Below are 19,672 nucleotides of genomic sequence, written 5' to 3'. Positions count from 1 at the left end.
GTTGTTGTGGCAAGAAATCCCAAGGTCGCTTTCATCGGAGCTGGCTCGACGGTGTTCATGAGGAACATCGTCGGCGACATATTGCAGCGTCCGGCTTTATCCGGCGCGACGATCGCGCTGATGGACATCAATCCGCAACGGCTCGAGGAAAGCGCAATCGTCGTCGGCAAGCTGATCTCGACGCTTGGCGTAAAGGCCAAAGCCGAAACCTATTCGGACCAGCGCAAGGCGCTGGCGGGCGCCGATTTCGTCGTCGTCGCCTTCCAGATCGGCGGCTACGAGCCCTGCACGGTGACCGATTTCGAAATTCCGAAGAAATACGGGCTGCGCCAGACCATCGCCGATACGCTCGGTGTCGGCGGTATCATGCGAGGGTTGAGAACCGTGCCGCATCTCTGGAAGATCTGCGAGGACATGCTCGCGGTCTGCCCGCAGGCGATCATGCTGCAATATGTCAACCCGATGGCGATCAACACCTGGGCGATCGCGGAGAAATACCCCGACATCAAGCAGGTCGGCCTCTGCCATTCGGTGCAAGGCACGGCAATGGAGCTGGCGCATGATCTCGACATTCCCTGCGAGGAGATTCGCTACCGCTCGGCCGGCATCAATCACATGGCCTTCTACCTGAAGTTCGAGCATCGCCAGCCGGACGGCTCCTACCGCAATCTCTATCCGGATCTGCTGCGCGCCTACAGCGAAGGGCGGGCGCCGAAGCCTGGATGGAATCCGCGCTGCCCGAACAAGGTGCGCTACGAGATGCTGAAGCGCCTCGGTTACTTCGTCACCGAGAGCTCCGAACATTTCGCGGAATACACGCCCCATTTCATCAAGGACGGGCGCGAGGATCTGATCGAGAAATTCGGTATCCCGCTCGACGAATACCCGAAGCGCTGCATCGAGCAGATCGAACGCTGGAAGGGGCAAGCGGAAGCCTATCGCTCGGCTGACAAGATCGAAGTGGAGCAGTCGAAGGAATATGCGTCCTCGATCATGAACTCGGTCTGGACCGGCGAGCCGTCGGTGATCTACGGCAACGTCCGCAACAATGGCTGCATCACGACATTGCCGTATAATTGCGCGGCCGAGGTGCCATGCCTCGTCGACGCCTCCGGCATTCAACCCACGTTCATTGGCGACCTGCCGGTGCAGCTCACCGCGCTGATCCGCACCAATATCAACGTCCAGGAGCTGACGGTCCAAGCGCTGATGACCGAGAACCGCGAGCACATCTATCACGCGGCGATGATGGACCCGCACACGGCGGCCGAGCTCGACCTCGACCAGATATGGTCGCTGGTCGATGATTTGCTGGTTGCGCATGGCGATTGGCTGCCGGCCTGGGCGCGTGGAGCGCGCAGCGTTCGGGCGGCCTGAGGCGCAGGGCTGTCTGTTTCACTCACCTATGCCGACCATAGGGCCGGCTTTGAAAGCGGAGCGGCGTTGCCGGCAGATGTTTCGAAATCAAAGAGTTTCTGCGTTACGAGAGCAGCCGCTCCCCTTGCCCAGGAATTGTCCTCCCAGTCCAGCAGCATTGGTGGTGCCGCGCGAAAGGTATTTTTCCCAAGCGTCAGCCGCATTGGGCCAAACAGCGCATCGCCAAACGACACGGCTTCACCGCCGACGACAATGACCTCCGGGTCGGTGATGTTGACAAGATTGGCGAGATGCCGGCCGATGCCATGTCCGGCTTCTTCGAGAATGGCGACGGCTCGCGGTTCGCGGTCTGCCAAGGCTGCCATAAGGCTGACTTTGCTATCCGTTTCGTTGTGCCCGGTGGCTTCGCGCCAGGTGCGCAGGATCGCCGGCTCGGCGTAATAGGCCATCAAGCAGCCGCGTTTTCCGCACTCGCAAAGGCGGCCGTTCTCCTCATAAGAGCTGTGGCCGAACTTGCCGGCGGCACCGTTCGCGCCGCGATAGAGTTTGCCATCGAAGACGAGCGCGCAGCCGATTCCGACGCCGATCGCCAGCACGGCCATATTGCGGTGCTGGCGTCCGAGGCCGAAGAGTTGCTGGGCAATGGCATAGGCATTGGTGTCGTCCTCAAGCCACACGGGGACGTCTACCAGTTCGGCCAGCATCGGGCCAAGGGGAACGTTGTCCCAGTTGTAGCGATTGCTGCGGATACACACAGCCTTCTGGTTGTCTATGACGCCAGGCATTGAAATGCCGATCCCGGCAAGCTTGGCAGCGGGCCGATCGACAATCGAAATCAGCTCCGGCACCGCCTTGGCCAAGGTCGCTATGATATGGTCGGGATCGCTGTCCGAGAGCTTGACGCGCAGAGAGCCCAGCGGATTGGTCGCAAGATCGGTGACCACGCATTCGACCGATCCGACCATCAGCTTGAAACCTATGGCAAGGCCGTTGGCATAGTTGATATCCACCGGGATAGGGCGGCGCCCAGCCGAGCCCACGACTGTCTTGCCTTCGATCAGCAGGCCATCCTCGATGAGGTCGGCCACGACGAAGGTGACCGCTGCCGGACTAAGGCCGGTAACTGACGCTATGTCGGCCCGGCTGCGCGCTCCTTCCTGCCGCAAGAGATTGAGGATCAGTCTGCGGTTCATCGCCCGAGTCGTGCTCGGGTCACCCTTGAGCTTCACGGATCCGCTTTCTTAATTTTGTAAATTAATTATTGCCTCTCGAGAAAACGTATGCATAAGTTTGCCCGACTGTTCAACACCCGAACCTGGGGTCAGCGAAATTAATCCGGTTAGCAATATCACCGCGCTCTGAAGGAGCGGGCAAGCATATTCCCTTGCCCGGGAGGTGAGCGGTGCCGGTGAGAAGAACAACCGCGCCGGCCGGTGTGCCAGTAGAGAAATTGACAACACGGGAGGAGTAACAATGACGTTCAAGTGGATTGAAAAGCCGTCGACGCGGCGCAATTTCCTGAAGGGAGCTGGGGGCATTTCCGCTGGAGCCCTCGCGGGCTTCCCGATGCCGGCACTCAGCCAGTCGAGCGAAGTCACCATCATTTCAGACGAAAACAATGCCGATGCCCTGCGGATCTTGCGGCGCATTGCGGCCGACTTCGAGAAGCAGTCCGGCACCAAGGTTGTGATCAACAATATGGATCACGAGGCCCACAAGACCGCGATCCGCAACTACCTTGTCGCCGGGGCGCCGGATGTCTGCTTCTGGTTCTCCGGAAACCGCATGCGCGCCTTCGTCACCCGCGGCCTGTTCGACGACATTTCGGATCTGTTCGAGAAGGAAAAGTACAAGGACGTGCTGGGTGCCATGACCGGTGCCGTCACTGTCGACGGCAAGCAGTATGGCCTGCCGACTGGCGGCACGATGTGGGGCATGTTCTATCGCAAGGACGTCTTTGCCGAGCACGGACTTACGGTACCGGCGACCTGGGACGAATTCCTGGCTTACGGCCAGAAGTCCAAGACCGCAGGCCTAATCCCCGTCAGCATCGGCACCAAGGAACTCTGGCCAGCGGCCGGATGGTTCGACCAGATGAACTTGCGGATCAATGGTCTGGACAAGCACTTTGCCTTGATGAACGGCAAGATGGCTTACACCGACCCGGCGCTGACGCCTGTTTTCGACCACTGGGAAGAGCTTATCAAGCAGGGTTTCTTCACCCCGGATCAAACCTCGTTCGGCTGGCAGGAGGCCGGCGCCTTCCTCGCCCAGAAGAAGGCCGGCATGATGAACCTCGGTGCCTTCGTGAAGGCTACTTTCCCTGAGCAGGATCTCGAGCAGCTGACATTCGCGCCTTTCCCGAAGATTGACGGCGCCCTCGACCGCTACGAAGAATTCTCGGTCAATTCGGTCCACATCCCGGCCAACGCCAAGAACAAGGCGGGTGCCCGCGAGTTCCTCGCCTTCTTCTACCAGCCGGAAAATTTCGGCCCTTATCTGGAACCTGGCGGCAACGTTCCGCCGCGCAACGACCTTCCGGCCAGCAAGGATCCGCTGGTCAACGCGGCTGTGGAAAGCCTCAAGACGGTGGCCGGCACGTCGCAATATTACGACCGTGACACCGATCCCGACATGGCCCAGGCCGGCCTGGTCGGCTTCCAGGAATTCATGGCCAAGCCGGAGCGCCGGGACGCCATTCTTCAGCGTCTCGAGGGAACTCGTCGCCGGATCTTCAAGATCTAGCGCCTCCCAGCGGAGGGGAGCGGGGTTCGTGCTCTGCTCCCCGATGCTTTCCGTGAATGAGGTCTCCCAAAATGACGAAGCTTTGGCGCCGCCATCGCTGGTGGCTGACACCGACACTTCTGATTCTGCCCGCCGCTGTGCTGTTTTCCGTCGTCATTCTGGCATCTGCGGTCGAGAGCCTATGGATCAGCCTGCACGAATGGGACGGCTTCAGCCCGATGGTCTGGATCGGCCTCGGCAACTACCGCGAACTGTTCGCCGACCCGCAGTTCTATGTTTCGCTGAAGAACAATCTGATCTGGTTGGTGATGTTCATGCTGGCGCCGCCGCTCGGCCTCGCCATCGCGCTGCTCGTCAACCAGAAAATCCGCGGCATGCGCCTGCTCAAATCGCTGTTCTTCATTCCGCTGGTGCTGGCTTCGGTTGCCGTCGGCGTTGTCTTCACCTGGGTCTATACGCCGGAATTCGGACTTCTCGCCCTGATCTTCCGCACCTTCGGCGCGACCGCCCCGGCAGTACTGTCGGATGAAAACTTCGTCACCTTCGCCGTCGTGATCGCAGCGTTGTGGCCGCAGATCGCCTTCTGCATGGTGCTCTATCTCGCCGGCCTCAACAATCTCAGCGAGGACCTGATCGGCGCCGGGCGGGTCGACGGCGCCAGGGGCTGGAACATGCTGCGCCACATCGTGTTGCCGCAGCTGACGCAGGTCACCTTTATCGCCATCGCCGTCACCGTCGTCGGCGCACTGCGTTCCTTCGACATGGTCTCGGTGATGACCAGCGGCGGCCCCTTCGGTTCGTCCGAGGTGCTTGCCTATCAGATGTTCGAGCAGTCCATATTTTCCTACCGCTTCGGCTATGGCGCGGCCATTGCCTCGGTGCTGTTCGTGATCATGGCGGTCTTCATCGCCTGGTACCTGACGCGGATGATCCGCGCCGATGAAAGAGGCGGCTGATGTTTCCCCGCCCGATTCCCGAGACTGCTATTTGGCAGCGTGGCCTCTATGTCGTGCTGGTGGTCGGCATCCTGATTGTCTGGCTGGCGCCGCTCTTTGCCATCATCCTTACCTCGTTCCGCTCTACGCAGGATGTCATGGGCGGCAATCTGTGGGGCTGGCCGACCCAATTCGGCCTGGTCGACAACTACACGGCGGTCTTCACCCAGACGCCGATGGCCCGCTACTTCCTCAACAGCCTGACGATCACCATCCCCTCGGTGATCGGCGTTCTCATCTTGAGCACGCTCGCCGGGTTCGTGCTCGCCCGTTACCGTTTTCGCGGCAACATGCTCGTCTTCGCCCTGTTCGTCGGCGGAAACTTCCTGCCGCACCAGATCATGATGATCCCGGTGCGCGATCTCATGGTGCGGCTCAACCTCTACGACACGATGGCCGCCCTGATCATCTTCCACATCGCCTTCCAGACCGGGTTTGCGACACTGTTCATGCGCAACTTCATCGCCGCCTTGCCGGGAGAACTGTTTCAGGCCGCCAGGGCCGAGGGCGCGACGCCGTTTCAGACATTGGTACATGTCGTGGTCCCATTGGTGCGGCCGGCTCTCGCGGCGCTGGCCATCCTGCTCTTCACCTTTATCTGGAACGATTATTTCTGGGCGGTCGTCCTCACCATCAGCGATACCGTCAAACCGGTAACCGCCGGCCTCGCCAACCTGCGCGGCGAATGGGTCTCGGCCTGGAACCTGATCTCGGCCGGCACCATCGTCGTGGCTTTGCCGCCGGTTGCCATGTTCTTCCTAATGCAGAAGCACTTCATCACCGGCCTCACCATGGGAGCGGTCAAGGGATGAGCGACCATGGCTTCAAGGCGTCGCCCACCCGATCCGAAACTGATTTCGCAAGCAGGGCTCCATGACCAGTCTTGAACTCCGGCAGATACAAAAGAATTATGGCAGCTACCACGCGCTGCGCGGCATCGATCTCAGCGTCGAACAGGGCGAGTTCATTGTCACCGTCGGGCCGTCCGGCTGTGGCAAGTCAACGCTGTTGAAGATCATCGCCGGGCTTGAAATCGTCTCGACCGGTAAGATTCTGATCAACGGCCGTGATGTCACCACCACCGAGCCGGGTGAGCGCGGCATTGCCATGGTCTTCCAGTCCTATGCGCTTTACCCGCATATGACTGTCGCCGAGAACATGGGTTTCGGCCTGCGCATGGCGCATCGCCCCAAGGCCGAGATCGATGCCGCCGTGCTGCGAGCCGCCAAGATCCTTCGCATTACTGACCAGCTCGACAAGCGGCCGAAACAGCTTTCCGGTGGCCAGCGTCAGCGTGTGGCGATCGGCCGTGCCATAACCCGCTCGCCCGACGTGTTCCTGTTCGACGAACCGCTATCCAACCTTGACGCAGCGCTGCGCACGCAGATGCGCGTCGAGCTTTCCGATCTGCACGCCAGGCTCGGCGCCACCATGGTCTATGTCACGCACGACCAGACCGAGGCGATGACAATGGCGAGCCGTATCGTCGTGCTCAATCGCGGCTCGGTCGAGCAGGTGGGCGCTCCGCTCGAACTCTACCGCAATCCGGCCAATCTCTTCGTCGCGGGCTTCCTCGGCGCACCCCGGATGAATTTCTTCGAAGTGACCGTCGCCGCTGTCTCCGGCGGCGCCGCCACGCTGTCGACCGCCGGTCTTTCTCCTTTGACTGTCGAACTGACGGAAGCGGCATCCGTACAGGTCGGCGATAGGGTGACGATGGGGATTCGGCCGGAGAGCATCAGCTTGGCCGCGGAAGGGACAGCGAGTTTTGCAGGACGGGTGCGGCTGGTCGAGCATCTCGGCCGCGAGACCATCCTCTATGCCGACGCGGGCCCGCTGCAATGCGTCAGTTCTGAAAGCGGCAGCGGCAACGTCACCGTCCAGATCGGCCATGCGAGTGCCGTCGCTGCCGACGCGACCGTCGGCTTCAAGGTCGAGCCGCGTGACGTCTATCTCTTTTCCTCTGTCGATGAGCGGACAATCAGTGCCCGCAAATCCACCATCACCGACTGATCTGCAGGAGTATCCTTCGTGAACAAGACTTCAAAAGGCCGCGCCCTGTCGGTCTGGCGCACGATCCAGACCGACCGCTTTCTGGTCGGCGCGCCGCACTACCCCGAACATGTGGACGAGAGTTACTGGGACAACGACGCCCGGCGCATGGCCGAGGCCGGCTTCAACGTCGCCCGCCTCGGCGAATTCGCCTGGCACATTTTCGAACCGCGTGAAGGCATCTTCGATTTCAGCCTGTTCGACCGGGCAATCGAGGGCCTGGCGCGTCACGGCGTCAACACGATCTTGTGCACGCCGACCGCCACTCCGCCGCGCTGGCTGACGGCAAAACATCCGGAAATCCTGCGGCGTGATGGAAATGGCCGGTCGATGAGCCACGGCTCACGCCAGTATGCCGACACCAGCAGCCCGGTGTTTCGCGACTATAGCCGCAAGATCACCAACGCGATGGTGGACCACTACCGCGACAACGCAAATGTCATTGGCTGGCAGACCGACAACGAACTCAACACCAGCATGCCGGAATCCTATTCGCCGTCGGCATTGAAGGAATTCCAGGCTTATCTCCAGGAAACCTACAAGACGATAGACAGGCTGAACTTCGCCTGGGGTGGCGATTTCTGGGCGACGGCTTACGGCGATTTCAGCGAAATTGTCTTCCCGCTGGAATTCTCACCGTCCTTTCCCGGTCCCGGTCACCTCCAGGACTACCACCGTTTTCTCGCCTTTTCGACAGCACGGTTCCAGCACGACCAGGTCGAGATCCTGAGAAAAGCGAATGCCAGTTGGTTCATTTTCCACAATCTCGGCGGATTGCGTGACATCGACTTTCGCGGCCAATTCTCTACCGATCTCGACTTCGTCGGCTACGACATCTATCCGTTCCTCTATGACGAGTTCTTTCGCCTAGGCAACCACGCCAAGATCCAGGCGCTGCATCTCGACATCTGCAGGGGATTTTCCGGCAACTACATAGTGCCGGAACAACAGTCGGGTTTTGGCGCCCAGCCGGGCTTCTGCACGCTGACGCCGGAGCCGGGCGAAATGCGACGCATGGCGATGTCGTCGGTTGCGCGTGGCGCCGATGGGATCATGTTCTTCCGCTGGCGTCCCGCACATTTCGGCGCCGAGATATACTGGATGGGCATCATCGATCACGATGATGTCGCTCGCCGCCGCTATGACGAAGCCAGGCAGTTCGCCACCGAGATGACGGCGCTTAAAGACAAGATCCTGGGCACCCATGTGCGGATGGATGTCGGCATCGCCGGCTCGGACTTCGACAATCAGGAAGCCCACAAGACCTTCCCCATCGGCCTGCCAAGTCCGCAGGATGATGCAATCTTGCTGCATCAGTATTGCTATGACCGCGGCATCGCCTGCGGCTTCATCCACCCGGAAGACGATCTGTCGAAGCTCAAGGTATTCTACGTGCCGCATTGGGTGATCTGGAAGGACAGCTGGACCGAGCGGCTGCAAGTCTTTGCCGAAAATGGCGGTACCGTCATCATCGGCGCGCGCACGGGAACCCGCGACGAAAACAACCACGTCATCCGCGAGACAGCGCCGGGCCAGTCGCTGTCGAAGCTGACCGGCGTTCGCGTCGAGGATTTCGGGCGGCTGGCGGCACCTGGGGCCAATGGCCTGTTCAATACCATGTCGCGCTCCGGCGGGCTCATCATTCCTCCCGACAGACCGGCCGAATCCAGCCGCCGTATCCGTCGTTTCACCGTCGGAAACCACGAGTTCGATGCCGGTTATTTCTATGAGAACCTCGCAGTCGAACCGGAAGTCGAAATTGTAGGGGTTTGGTCGAACCGCTACGCGGCAGGAACGCCTGCAATTACCTCCCGCGCCGTCGGCAAGGGCCGTGTGCTCTATGTCGGCACTTATCTGACCCCGGAGCTGACAGCTCAACTCGCTACGCGCACTTTCGTGGATGCGAATGTGGAGCCTCTGGTTCCGGATCTGCCGGACGGCGTCGAGGTCACAATGCGCGAGAATCACGAACGCCGGCTGTTGTTCGTGCAAAACGTCAAAGTCACGCCCGTTACGGTAACCGGCGTTCCCTTCGGCAGCAACCTGCTCGATAGCGAAGGACCTGTCCCCGGAGTGTTGACGCTGGACGGCTATGGCTGCGCTGTCCTCGAATTGATCTGAGCATTGTAGCGGACGTTAGCAATACGAAACCTGAGTACTCTTTGATCCTGGAATTCGACCGGCATCGGCAGCACGCCGGCATTGATCCATATCGAACCGGCGCTTTGACGTGCGCAAGGAACGGCCGGCGAACTGCTGTTGCTCCCATTCAACGACGGCAGTTACACTACCGGCGCGACCATCGGAGCCGATGGCGGCATCTCGTTTCATCCTTGTGAGCGCCATGAATTTCGACATTCCCGTCCATACCGAGGCCCTTCGTACCCGGATTGCCGATTTCGTCGAGCGCGAGATACTGTCGCTCGAGGCAGACAAGGCTTCCTACGATGGCCATGGCAATGTCGCGCTGCCGCTGCTCGAAACGTTGCGGGGCAAGGCGAAAGCAGCCGGCCTGTGGTGCCTGCAGCTCAAACCCGAGACCGACGGGGCCGGCCTTTCCAAGGTGGATATGGCCGTCTGCTATGAAGAGATGAACCGCTCGATCTTCGGTCCGGTCGTGTTCAATTCTGCGGCCCCCGACGACGGCAACATGATGGTGTTGGAGCGACTGGGAACGCCGGAGCAGAAGCAAAGATGGCTGAAACCGATCGTCGAGGGCAAGGTGCGCTCGGCCTTTGCAATGACGGAACCGCACCCGGGCGGCGGCTCCGACCCCTCAATGATCATGACCAGAGCCGAACGGCGCGGCGACAGATACGTCGTCAAAGGCCGCAAATGGTTCATCACCGGCGCGCAAGAGGCGAGCCACTTCATTCTCATAGCGCGCACTTCGGACGATCCGCGTCACGGCCTTTCGGCCTTGCTGTTCCACAAGGACCAGCCGGGCTGGCGGATCCTGCGGCGCATCGAGATCATGGGACCGGAAGAACATGGCGGCCATTGCGAGCTGGAATTCGACGGTCTTGAAGTCCCGGTCGAGGATGTGCTTGCCGGCGAAGGCAGCGGCCTCATGGTTACCCAGGTCCGGCTCGGTCCGGCGCGGCTCACCCATTGCATGCGTTGGCTCGGGCTTGCCAAGCGCTGCATCGAGATCGCGCGCGCCTATGCCGCCGAGCGTAGCGGTTTCGGGCAGCTTTTGGCCGACCGCGAGAGTATCCAGCTGATGCTCGGCGACCTTGCCATGCGCATCGAGATCGGGCGGCTGCTGGTGATGAAGGCGGCCTGGGAGCTCGATCGCGGCGGCTTTGCCCGCAAGGAGGTCTCCATGGCCAAGATCCAGGTCGCCAACGTGCTGCATGACGCCGCCGACGTGGCGATCCAGATCAACGGCGCCCGCGGCTATTCGAAAGACACTGTACTCGAATGGATCTACCGCTACGCCCGCCAGGCTCGCCTGGTCGACGGCGCCGACGAGGTCCACAAGATGGTGCTCAACCGCTTTCTCAACAAGGAAGGTGCGGGCTTCTGGCGCTGGCATGTCGAAGCCGGCAGACAAGACGAAACAGGTCGCGGCGGGAACCGCTGAGCCGGCAATGAGGATGGATTTCGATCCGGTACGCCTGGAGGATTTTCTGAGAGCGCATTTGGCGATGGCCAAATGTCGCTTGAGCGGATCGTCGGCGGCCAATCCAACCCGACCTATTTCGTCGACTATGGCGGCCGCCGCATGGTTCTGCGCAAGAAACCCCCGGGACCGATCCTGCGCAGCGCTCATGCAGTCGATCGCGAGTACCGGGTGATCAAGGCGCTAGCATCGACAAAGGTGCCGGTGCCGCGGCCGGTGCTCTATCACGACGGCGACGAGCCGCTCGGCACGCCGTTCTATCTGATGCAGCGGCTCGACGGCCGGGTGTTCCACGATGGCGCGTTGCCGGGACTGGCGCCGGACGAGCGGCGCGGCATCTATTTCGGCATGGCCGAGGCGCTGGCAAAGCTGCACGCAGTCCGGCCGGAAGAGGTCGGGCTCGGCGACTATGGCCGTCCCGGGAACTATTTTGAGCGACAGATCGCGCGCTGGACCAGACAGTTGCGGGAATCGCCGAGCGAGCGCATTGCCGCGCTCGAAGCCGTCGCCGAATGGCTGCCGCGACATCTTCCGCCAGATGACGGCCGCGTCTCGATCGCGCATGGCGATTTCCGTCTCGGCAATCTCATCTTCCATCCCGAGCGGCCCGAGGTGATCGGCATTCTCGACTGGGAATTGTCGACGCTTGGTCATCCGCCTGCCGATGTCGGCTTCTGCTCGATGCCCTGGCATTCCTCATCGGACGAATATGGCGGCATCCTCGGCCTTGATCAGGCAGCCCTCGGGATTCCGACACAGCGCGAATTCCTCGATCATTACTTCGCCCACGCCGTGCCGACGGCGCCGCTGCAGCGGTTCCATCTGGTGTTTGCCATGTTCCGCTTTGCCGTGATCTTCGTCGGCATCGCCGACCGCGTGCTGGCCGGCAGCGCGGTTGCGGCCGATGCGGCGGATGTGGCACCGCTGGCCGGCCGTTTTGCTGCACGCGCCATGGAAGTCATCGACGGCGCGCGGCCCTGGTGACGCGAGGCTGGCAGTCGGCTGAGCGAGTTGCAGCGATACGCGTTCAGTTCATGCGAACTTCCGGTTCGGCAAGCAGTGGAATCTCCAAGCCACGCCGCAAGCCGGTCGCCACGACCGACACCCTGAATTTTCCGGCGAGTGCCTTGTCGAAGATGGCGCCGACGATGATGTCGGCATCGTTGTCGACCTCCTCGCGGATGCGGGTAGCGGCTTCGTCGACCTCGAACAGCGTCATGTCCAAGCCGCCCGATATCGAGACAAGGACGCCCTTGGCGCCCATCATCGAAGCTTCGTCGAGCAGCGGGTTGGCGATTGCCGCTTCCGCTGCCTTCTTGGCGCGGCCTTCTCCGGCGGCTTCGCCGGTTCCCATCATGGCGCGGCCCATGTCGCGCATCACCGACTTCACATCGGCGAAGTCGAGATTGATCAGGCCTTCCTTGACGATCAGATCGGTGATGCAGCCGACACCCGCATAGAGGACCCGGTCGGCCATGGCGAAGGCGTCGGCGAACGTGGTTCTGGCGTCGGCGATCCTGAACAGGTTCTGGTTGGGAATGACGATGACGGTATCGGCGCTTTCGCGCAGGCGCTCGATGCCCTCATCGGCAGCGTACATGCGGCGCCTGCCTTCGAAGACGAATGGCTTGGTGACGACGGCAACGGTCAGTATTCCGGCTGCCCGCGCTGCCTGCGCTATCACAGGCGCGGCACCAGTGCCGGTTCCGCCTCCCATGCCGGCGGTCACGAAGCACATGTGCGTTCCAGCAAGGTGATCCATGATCTCGTCGATGGATTCCACGGCCGCAGCACGGCCGACCTCGGGCAGGGACCCGGCGCCGAGACCTTCGGTGATATGAGCGCCCAACTGGATCAGCCTCGTTGCCTTCGACATGGCAAGGGCCTGGGCATCGGTGTTGGCGACGATGAATTCCGCGCCCTGCAGGCCTTCGGCGATCATGTTGTTGACGGCGTTGCCGCCGCCGCCGCCGACCCCGACGACGGTGATCTTGGGCCTCATCTCCGAGATTACCGGCCTCGTCGCGGTGTTCATTGCCGTTCTCCCTGGATACGCCGAGTGGTCGCTGGAAGCTTGTCCCGGGCGCACTGCGAAAACTCTGAACCGGGCAGTGCGAATCAGGACAGCCCCAGAATGCAGGGAATCAGAGCGCGGAGCGGGCTGCAAGTGCGCGATGTGCCTCATAGGGGACTTGCGTCTGAAAGTTCACGCAATGCGCCTTGATACAGTGCAGATCGCGGCGCGGGGCGCCGCACGCTACAACTTCGGCGCGAGGCACTGCGCGACATGGTCGGCAATCGTCAGGCAGGAGGTCAGGCCGGGGCTTTCGATGCCGAACAGGTTGACCAGGCTATCCACGCCGTGCACCGCCACGTCCTGGACGACGAAGTCGGCATTGGCCTCACCGGGACCGGACAGTTTTGGCCGGATGCCGCTGTAAGCGGGTTGCAGGCTGCCATCGGCCAGGTCCGGCCAGTATTTGCGGATCTCGCTGTAGAAGCGCTCGCCACGAGCCGGGTCGACGCGGTAGTCGAGTTGATCGGTCCATTCGACGTCCGGCCCGAAGCGGGCGACGCCATTGAGGTCGAGCGTCAGATGAACACCGAGCCCGCCGGGTTCGGGCACCGGATAGACCAATCGCGAGAACGGCGCCCGGCCGGCCACCGAAAAATAATTGCCCTTGGCATAATGGAGCTTTGGCACGAATTGCTGATTGAGCCCTTCAAGCGAACCGGCAAGTGCTGCGGCGCCAAGCCCGGCGGCATTGACGAAACGCGGAGTGGCGATCTCGAAGCGCTCGCCGCCGGCAGCGTCCACCGTCTCGAGCACGACGCGGCCTGCTTCGATGCGGCCGGAGGCGATGCGCGTGTTGAGACTAAGTGCCGCCCCGTGCTCCTCGGCGTCGCCCAACAGGGCGAGCATCAGGGCATGGCTGTCGATGATGCCGGTGGCGGGCGACAGCAGCGCCGCCGTGCACTTAAGGCTGGGCTCCAGCGCATGCGCCTCGGCTTCGCGCAACGGCACCAGGTCGCCGGCGCCGCAAGCGCGTGCATTGGCCCGGATTGAGGCGAGCACCGGCTCCTGTTCGGCATTTGTGGCAACGATGAGCTTCCCGCAGCGCGCGTGCGGGATCGCCCGCTCCTCGCAATAGCGATAGAGTCTTTCCCGGCCGGCCACGCAGAACCGGGCTTTCAGCGATCCAACCGGATAGTGGAGGCCGGCATGGATGACCTCGGAATTGCGCGAACTTGTTCCGGTGCCGATAGCGCTCTCGGCTTCCAGGACCAGCGTATCGATGCCGCGCTGCGCCATCTCTCGCGCGATCGCCAGGCCAACAACGCCGGCGCCGGCGACAATGCAGTCGACATGGTCCACGGTCAGGTCAAGCCGAAGTTCTGCATGCGTCCATCCATCCGCTGGCCCTGTCGAAAGCGCTTGACACTATACCGTTCGAGAAAGATGCATCAAACGGCATAACGCACGGGGACCTGCTGAGCCGGACCGGCGGCAGGACTGTTCCGCGTGCAGCACAGGAGCCGTCATGGACGCAAGACCGAATTCACCCGAAGCCCGCGACATAAGCTTTCACATGCATGGCTATACGAATGCGCGCAAGCATCAGGAGTCGGGGCCGCTCGTCATCGAGAAGGGCGACGGCATCTATGTCGAGGACCTTGCCGGCAACCGCTATATCGAGGCGATGGCGGGGCTCTGGAGCGTCGCGGTCGGTTTTTCGGAGAAGCGGCTGGTCGATGCGGCAGTACGGCAAATGTCGAAGCTGCCTTACTATCACGATTTCGGCTCCAAATCGCATTCGCCGCTGATCGATCTCGCCGAGAGACTGGTGCAGATGGCGCCGGTGCCGATGAGCAAGGCGTATTTCACCAATTCCGGCTCCGAGGCCAACGATACGGCCATGAAGATGATCTGGTACCGGTCGAATGCGCTCGGCCAGCCGGCGCGCAAGAAGATCATCAGCCGCAAGAAGGGCTATCACGGCGTCACCATCGCCTCGGCAAGCCTGACCGGACTGCCCAACAACCACACTTCGTTCGATCTGCCGATCGCCAATGTGCTGCACACCTCGACGCCGCACCATTGGCGCGAGGCGCTGCCGGGTGAAAGCGAAGAGCTGTTTTCGACGCGGCTCGCCGACGAGCTGGAAAAGCTGATCCTCGCCGAAGGACCGGAAACCATCGCCGCCTTTTTCGGCGAACCGATCATGGGCGCCGGCGGCGTCATCGTTCCGCCGGCCGGCTACTGGGAGAAGATACAGGCGGTGCTATCGAGATACGACATCCTGCTCATCGCCGACGAGGTGATCTGCGGCTTTGGCCGAACAGGTGAGATGTTCGGCTCGCAGACCTTCGGCATCAGGCCCGACATCATGGTGTTGTCGAAACAGATCTCTTCGTCCTACCTGCCGATCTCAGCCCTGCTGATCAATGACAAGGTATTCGAGCCGATCGCCGACGAGAGCAACCGTATCGGCACCTTCGGCCACGGTTTCACCGGCGGCGGCCATCCTGTTGCGGCAGCGGTCGCGCTCGAGAACCTGAAGCTGATCGAGGAGCGCGACCTTGTCGGCAATGCGCGTGCGGTCGGCGCGCATTTGCAGAAGCGGCTGCGCACGCTCGCTTCGCACCCGCTTGTCGGCGAGGTGCGCGGCATCGGCCTGGTCGCGGCGGTCGAGCTGGTCGGCGACAAGGCAAACAAGACGCCGTGGGGGAAGACCGGTGAACTGGGCGGGCTCGTCAACGGCTTCATGCAGCAGAACGGCGTCATCTCGCGCAATATGGGCGACGCGCTGGCCTTCTGCCCGCCGCTGATCATCACCGAGCCGCAGGTCGACCAGGTGATCGACGCGTTTGAACGGTCGCTCGAGGCTGCCGTCAAGCAGGTCCGATCGCAGAGCTGAATAGGCAAAGTCGATTTTGAAACCTGAAAACAAAAACGCCTCGGCGACGGCTGGCAGAAGGTTACCCTCCACACCCGTTGCTGCCGTTTAGTCTCCGTGCTTTGTTTTCGCAGATGAGCCGCTGAATCCTTCCAGTTCCTCGCCGATTCCTGAAAGTGCGTTGACGATCGTCGCCTCGACGTCGCCACGCTGTTTCTGGGGAATCAAGCCAAGTCCTTTTTGTATCGCTTCACGCCAATGTTTTCCCCTGTCCCACGCTTCCGAAAACGCGATGGCGAGATCGTCCTGGCGACGGGTAGCTTCCAGTGCCTCGACCAGAAGTGCTGCCTGGTGGACATCCTTTTCCCGCTTGCCCACGCCGTTTGCGTTGTTCTGTCGGCGCGAGGCAACGATCAGCTTGTGAACCGCATATCGTCCGGGCGACGGTACCACGACAGGCACTCCCGATCGATGCAGCAGCACAGTTCTGATTGGTTCGTGGATCAGGAAATCGAGAAACCGAAGAGGCTGCGCGGATGCACCGCCCAAAGACGGCATCGAGGTTGCATGATCGGCGTAGTCATCGCTGCCCGTGTTCGGTGTAAGGAACTCGACCTTGTATCGGACTGCGTTCTCGAATTGCGTCGCGTGTCCGGGATCTGATCTGTAAGGGATTTCCCTGAAGGTTGGGTCGATCTCCCTCAAGATTTCGAGGATGGGCGGCAGGCTGTCCTCGACCGCGGCCGACACGGAATGGAATAGGGCGAAGTCTGCATCGCCCGTCTGCAACGCTGCACCGGGCAGCTTCACGCCCAGATAGCCCGCGTAGGACTGAAAGGCGACTGTGCCGACCAGGACGCCGCGCAAGCGGAAGATGCCAGCCTTCCCCAGCGCCTCGACGACATCCCCGGTGAACCTTTCGGGTTCTGTCAGCCCTGCCTCGCGCACGAGCGTGGATACCAGCTTCCTGCGGGCGCGGAGGTCGTCCTTGATCTGACGGAAGGATTCGACGCGTTTTGCAATCTCGGGATCGCTGTCAGGCCCGACATACCGTCGCGTCTTCGTCGGCTGCGTTTCCTCGAAATACCAGTATACCTTGCCCTTGACGGGCACCTTGACGAGATTGCCCGTCGTAGGGAAATCCGTTTCGAAGGCTGCGTCCAAGGATCGCTGGACGAGTTCCGCATACATCGTGCGGTAAACGAGGTCGACCGTCTTCATGTCAGGCGGCTCCGGTTATAAGAAAAATGCGGTTCTCTTATAGCGGCATGACCTCAAGGGACGCAAGCGGGAGTTATAAGAAAATCGCGAAAACCTTATAACGCCGCAGGAGAGGGTCAGGAATCCTTGTTGCCGGCGTGCAGCCAAATCAGAATGGGTTTTGCTCATTCAGATAAACAAAGCCATCACGAAAACGCTGCTTGGATGTGGCGCTCGACCTCACCGCGTCCGCGAACGGCCCGAGCCTGTCATAGGCGTTTTTGGTCGACGCGCTATTTTGGCGATCGCATCCGGCACGACGACCAGCTTGCCAACGAAATCCTTGGCGATGAAATCCGCCTGGGCGCGATGGAAATCGGACAGCTTGTAGACGCCGCCGACCAGCGGCCGGATCTTCTTCTCCTCGATGTAGCGCACGATGCGGCGGAAATCCGCCCGTGTGCCCTGGCTCGAGCCATGCAGTTGCAGCTGTTTCAGATACATGGTGCGCAGATCCAGCTGCACGACCGGGCCGGCAATTGCACCAGCCGTGGTATAGCGGCCTTCCGGCCTCAAGATGCGCAGGAGGTCGTTGAAGATCGCGCCGCCGACCAGATCGGCCACCACGTCGATCGGCTGGCCCCCGGTCGCCGCGCTGACGGCGGCCGGCAGATCGGCAACGCCACGGGTGATCACCGCCTCGGCGCCGATGTCACGCACGGCCTGTTCCTTGCCCTTGCCGGCAACCGCATAGGGAATGGCGCCGCGCGCCCGCGCCAGCTGCACGATGCCCGAGCCGACGCCGCCCGAGGCGCCGGTGACCAGCACACGCTCGCCGGCCTTCAATGCGGCGCGTTCCAGCATCTGCTCGCCGGTGAGATAGGCGCAGCAGAAAGTGGCAAGCTCGACGTCGCTCAGATCGGTATCGACGACATGGGCATTCTCTGCAGGCACCGCCTGGTATTCGGCATAGCCGCCGTCTCGACCGTGGCCCATATAGTCGATGTCGGCGAGTGAATCGTCGTCGCGATTGTAGATGGAGAAATCGACCATCACCCGCTCGCCGATGCGGGCCGGCGACACGCCGTCGCCGACGGCAACGATGTTGCCGACCGTGTCGGTGCCCTGGATGCGCGGGAAGCTCAGCGTATTGCCCTGACGACGCCAGGTCGACACAGCGGCGGCATCCTCCTCCGTTCCATAGGCGCCCTGGCGCACCCAGACGTCGGTGTTGTTCATGCCGCAAGCGGTGACCTTGACCAGCACCTCGCCCCGGGCGGGCGAGGGCACTTTCACATCGGTGCGGTAGACGAGCTTTTCCGGTCCGCCGTGACCGATCAGCTGCACGGCGGCCATGGTGGCGGGGAGGGTCTTGGTCATGGCATTCATGTCGGTTCTTCAGATGTTGGCAAACACGCTTTTCACCGCATCGGCCGTCTTCGACACGATGATGTCGGCCTCTTCGCGGGTGAGGCAGAGCGGCGGCGCGAAACCGAGAATGTCGCCCTGCGGCATGGCGCGGCCGATGACGCCGCTTTCCGCAAGGGTGGTCGCGACCTGCGGCCCGATTTTTTGCGAGGCGTCGAAGAACACGCGGTCGTCCCGGTCGGCGACGAACTCGATTGCCGCCAGCATGCCGTCGCCGCGTACCTCGCCGACATTTTTGTGGCCACCGACGGCTTTCGTCAGCTCGGCGCGGAGATAGGCGCCGGTCTCGCCGGCGTTCCGCACCAGGTCCATCTCGTCGATCAGTTCCAGGTTGGCGACGCCGGCGGCCACGCAGATCGGATGCGCCGAATAGGTCCAGCCATGACCGAGCGAGCCGAGCTTGTCTGAACCCTGCACCAGCACCTGCCAGACCTTGTCTGAGACGATGACGCCCGACAGCGGCGCATAGGCCGAGGTCAGGCCCTTGGCGATCGTGATCAGGTCGGGCTTGATGCCGTAATGGTCGGAGCCGAACATGGTGCCCAGCCGGCCAAAGCCGGTGACGACCTCGTCAGCAACCAGCAGCACGTCGTACTTCTTCAGCACCGCCTGGATCTTTACCCAGTAGCCCGCCGGCGGCGGCACGATGCCGCCGGTGCCGAGGATCGGCTCGCCGATAAAGGCGGCAACCGTTTCCGGGCCTTCGGCGAGGATCATCTCTTCGAGCTTGTCGGCGCAATGTTGCGAGAACTGCTCCTCGCTCAGCGAGCGGTCGGCGCGGCGGAAGTAATAGGGCGCCTCTGTGTGCAGGACCGGCGCACGCGGCAGGTCGAAGGCGTTGTGGAACAGGTCGAGGCCGGTCAGCGATCCGGTCATGATGCCGGAGCCGTGATAGCCGCGCCAGCGCGAGATGATCTTCTTCTTCTCCGGCCGGCCGAGCACGTTGTTGTAGTACCAGATCAGCTTAATGTTGGTTTCGTTGGCATCGGAACCGGAGAGGCCGAAATAGACCCTCGACATGCCTTGCGGCGCGCGGTCGATGATCATCTTGGAAAGGGTGATCGATGCCTCGGTGCCGTGCCCGACATAGGCGTGGTAATAGGCGAGGTTCTTGGCCTGCGCGGCGATGGCGTCGGCTATCTTCTGGCGGCCATAGCCGACATTGACGCAGTAGAGCCCGGCGAAGGCATCGATGCTCTTGCGACCGTTATTGTCCCAGATGGTGACGCCTTCGCCACCGGCGATCACCCGCGTCGGAGATTCACCGCGTGCGTGCGTGCCCATATGGGTCGAGGGATGGAAGAAATGATCGCGATCCCAGGCGGCGAGTTCGTTGGACTGGTCGAGCATCT

At 61.8% G+C, this 19,672-nt stretch carries 15 protein-coding genes; 9 read left to right on the top strand and 6 right to left on the bottom strand.

Going from position 1 to position 19,672, the window contains the following annotated elements; translation table 11 throughout:
- Positions 1-6: 6 nt before the first annotated feature.
- Positions 7-1,377 (top strand): alpha-glucosidase/alpha-galactosidase, encoded by a 1,371-nt coding sequence (locus NKI29_RS18315; protein ID WP_352796883.1) that lies wholly within the window; start codon positions 7-9, stop codon positions 1,375-1,377.
- A 26-nt stretch (positions 1,378-1,403) separates the two neighbouring features.
- On the opposite strand, the gene NKI29_RS18310 is transcribed toward NKI29_RS18315, so the two are convergent.
- Positions 1,404-2,606 (bottom strand): ROK family transcriptional regulator, encoded by a 1,203-nt coding sequence (locus NKI29_RS18310; RefSeq protein WP_352569054.1) that lies wholly within the window; start codon positions 2,604-2,606, stop codon positions 1,404-1,406.
- A 244-nt stretch (positions 2,607-2,850) separates the two neighbouring features.
- Between NKI29_RS18310 and NKI29_RS18305 the strand changes: the two genes are divergently transcribed.
- From NKI29_RS18305 to NKI29_RS18275, 7 genes are all read left to right on the top strand, one after another.
- Entirely contained in the window at positions 2,851-4,122 is a 1,272-nt protein-coding gene (locus NKI29_RS18305) for an ABC transporter substrate-binding protein (RefSeq protein WP_352796881.1), read from the top strand.
- Between the two features lie 71 nt (positions 4,123-4,193).
- On the top strand, positions 4,194-5,078 hold the full coding sequence (locus tag NKI29_RS18300; protein WP_023677182.1) for a carbohydrate ABC transporter permease: 885 nt from the start codon (positions 4,194-4,196) through the stop codon (positions 5,076-5,078).
- Entirely contained in the window at positions 5,078-5,929 is an 852-nt protein-coding gene (locus NKI29_RS18295) for a carbohydrate ABC transporter permease (RefSeq protein ID WP_352541684.1), read from the top strand. The genes NKI29_RS18300 and NKI29_RS18295 overlap by 1 nt, the downstream gene beginning before the upstream one ends.
- Positions 5,930-5,990: 61 nt before the next feature.
- A complete protein-coding gene (locus tag NKI29_RS18290; RefSeq protein ID WP_352755655.1) occupies positions 5,991-7,130 on the top strand; it encodes an ABC transporter ATP-binding protein in 1,140 nt (379 codons plus the stop codon).
- Between the two features lie 18 nt (positions 7,131-7,148).
- Positions 7,149-9,290, top strand: coding sequence for a beta-galactosidase (locus NKI29_RS18285; protein ID WP_352796879.1), 2,142 nt, complete (start codon positions 7,149-7,151; stop codon positions 9,288-9,290).
- Positions 9,291-9,513: 223 nt separating this feature from the next.
- Positions 9,514-10,755, top strand: coding sequence for an acyl-CoA dehydrogenase family protein (locus NKI29_RS18280; RefSeq protein WP_352755662.1), 1,242 nt, complete (start codon positions 9,514-9,516; stop codon positions 10,753-10,755).
- A gap of 72 nt (positions 10,756-10,827) precedes the next feature.
- Complete coding sequence (locus tag NKI29_RS18275; protein WP_352796877.1) at positions 10,828-11,778, top strand: phosphotransferase family protein; 951 nt, start codon at positions 10,828-10,830, stop codon at positions 11,776-11,778.
- Between the two features lie 43 nt (positions 11,779-11,821).
- Here NKI29_RS18275 and ftsZ read toward each other — a convergent pair whose 3' ends face one another.
- Together ftsZ and NKI29_RS18265 are read right to left on the bottom strand one after the other, a co-directional pair.
- The gene (ftsZ, locus tag NKI29_RS18270) at positions 11,822-12,829 is read right to left on the bottom strand and encodes a cell division protein FtsZ (RefSeq protein WP_352796875.1); all 1,008 of its coding nucleotides are present in this window, start codon (positions 12,827-12,829) and stop codon (positions 11,822-11,824) included.
- A 222-nt stretch (positions 12,830-13,051) separates the two neighbouring features.
- The gene (locus NKI29_RS18265) at positions 13,052-14,170 is read right to left on the bottom strand and encodes an NAD(P)/FAD-dependent oxidoreductase (protein ID WP_352699427.1); all 1,119 of its coding nucleotides are present in this window, start codon (positions 14,168-14,170) and stop codon (positions 13,052-13,054) included.
- A gap of 166 nt (positions 14,171-14,336) precedes the next feature.
- Here NKI29_RS18265 and NKI29_RS18260 point away from each other — a divergent pair, with 166 nt between their 5' ends.
- Positions 14,337-15,713: an aspartate aminotransferase family protein gene (locus NKI29_RS18260; RefSeq protein WP_352455373.1), complete on the top strand. Its 1,377-nt coding sequence runs from the start codon at positions 14,337-14,339 to the stop codon at positions 15,711-15,713.
- Positions 15,714-15,800: 87 nt separating this feature from the next.
- Here NKI29_RS18260 and NKI29_RS18255 read toward each other — a convergent pair whose 3' ends face one another.
- The 3 genes from NKI29_RS18255 to NKI29_RS18245 all read right to left on the bottom strand — a co-directional run bounded on the left by NKI29_RS18255 (position 15,801) and on the right by NKI29_RS18245 (position 19,670).
- Positions 15,801-16,913 carry a nucleotidyltransferase family protein gene (locus tag NKI29_RS18255; protein WP_352569059.1) on the bottom strand — a complete coding sequence of 371 codons (1,113 nt, stop codon included), beginning with the start codon at positions 16,911-16,913 and terminating at the stop codon, positions 15,801-15,803.
- 219 nt (positions 16,914-17,132) lie between these two features.
- Positions 17,133-18,281: an alcohol dehydrogenase family protein gene (locus tag NKI29_RS18250; RefSeq protein WP_352796872.1), complete on the bottom strand. Its 1,149-nt coding sequence runs from the start codon at positions 18,279-18,281 to the stop codon at positions 17,133-17,135.
- Between the two features lie 9 nt (positions 18,282-18,290).
- Positions 18,291-19,670 carry an aspartate aminotransferase family protein gene (locus NKI29_RS18245; RefSeq protein WP_352576443.1) on the bottom strand — a complete coding sequence of 460 codons (1,380 nt, stop codon included), beginning with the start codon at positions 19,668-19,670 and terminating at the stop codon, positions 18,291-18,293.
- Positions 19,671-19,672 lie beyond the last annotated feature (2 nt).

Source organism: Mesorhizobium sp. M0678 (assembly GCF_040320505.1).
Classification (GTDB): domain Bacteria; phylum Pseudomonadota; class Alphaproteobacteria; order Rhizobiales; family Rhizobiaceae; genus Mesorhizobium.
Note: the sequence above shows the minus strand (reverse complement) of the source record. Positions and strands in the feature narration are given on the sequence as shown.

Coding starts and splice junctions, on each gene's coding strand:
- NKI29_RS18305 (WP_352796881.1), top strand. CDS start 2,851: ATGACGTTCAAGTGGATTGAAAAGCCGTCGACGCGGCGCAATTTCCTG.
- NKI29_RS18300 (WP_023677182.1), top strand. CDS start 4,194: ATGACGAAGCTTTGGCGCCGCCATCGCTGGTGGCTGACACCGACACTT.
- NKI29_RS18295 (WP_352541684.1), top strand. CDS start 5,078: ATGTTTCCCCGCCCGATTCCCGAGACTGCTATTTGGCAGCGTGGCCTC.
- NKI29_RS18290 (WP_352755655.1), top strand. CDS start 5,991: ATGACCAGTCTTGAACTCCGGCAGATACAAAAGAATTATGGCAGCTAC.
- NKI29_RS18280 (WP_352755662.1), top strand. CDS start 9,514: ATGAATTTCGACATTCCCGTCCATACCGAGGCCCTTCGTACCCGGATT.
- NKI29_RS18275 (WP_352796877.1), top strand. CDS start 10,828: ATGTCGCTTGAGCGGATCGTCGGCGGCCAATCCAACCCGACCTATTTC.
- ftsZ (WP_352796875.1), bottom strand. CDS start 12,829: ATGAACACCGCGACGAGGCCGGTAATCTCGGAGATGAGGCCCAAGATC.
- NKI29_RS18260 (WP_352455373.1), top strand. CDS start 14,337: ATGGACGCAAGACCGAATTCACCCGAAGCCCGCGACATAAGCTTTCAC.
- NKI29_RS18255 (WP_352569059.1), bottom strand. CDS start 16,913: ATGAAGACGGTCGACCTCGTTTACCGCACGATGTATGCGGAACTCGTC.
- NKI29_RS18250 (WP_352796872.1), bottom strand. CDS start 18,281: ATGAATGCCATGACCAAGACCCTCCCCGCCACCATGGCCGCCGTGCAG.
- NKI29_RS18245 (WP_352576443.1), bottom strand. CDS start 19,670: ATGCTCGACCAGTCCAACGAACTCGCCGCCTGGGATCGCGATCATTTC.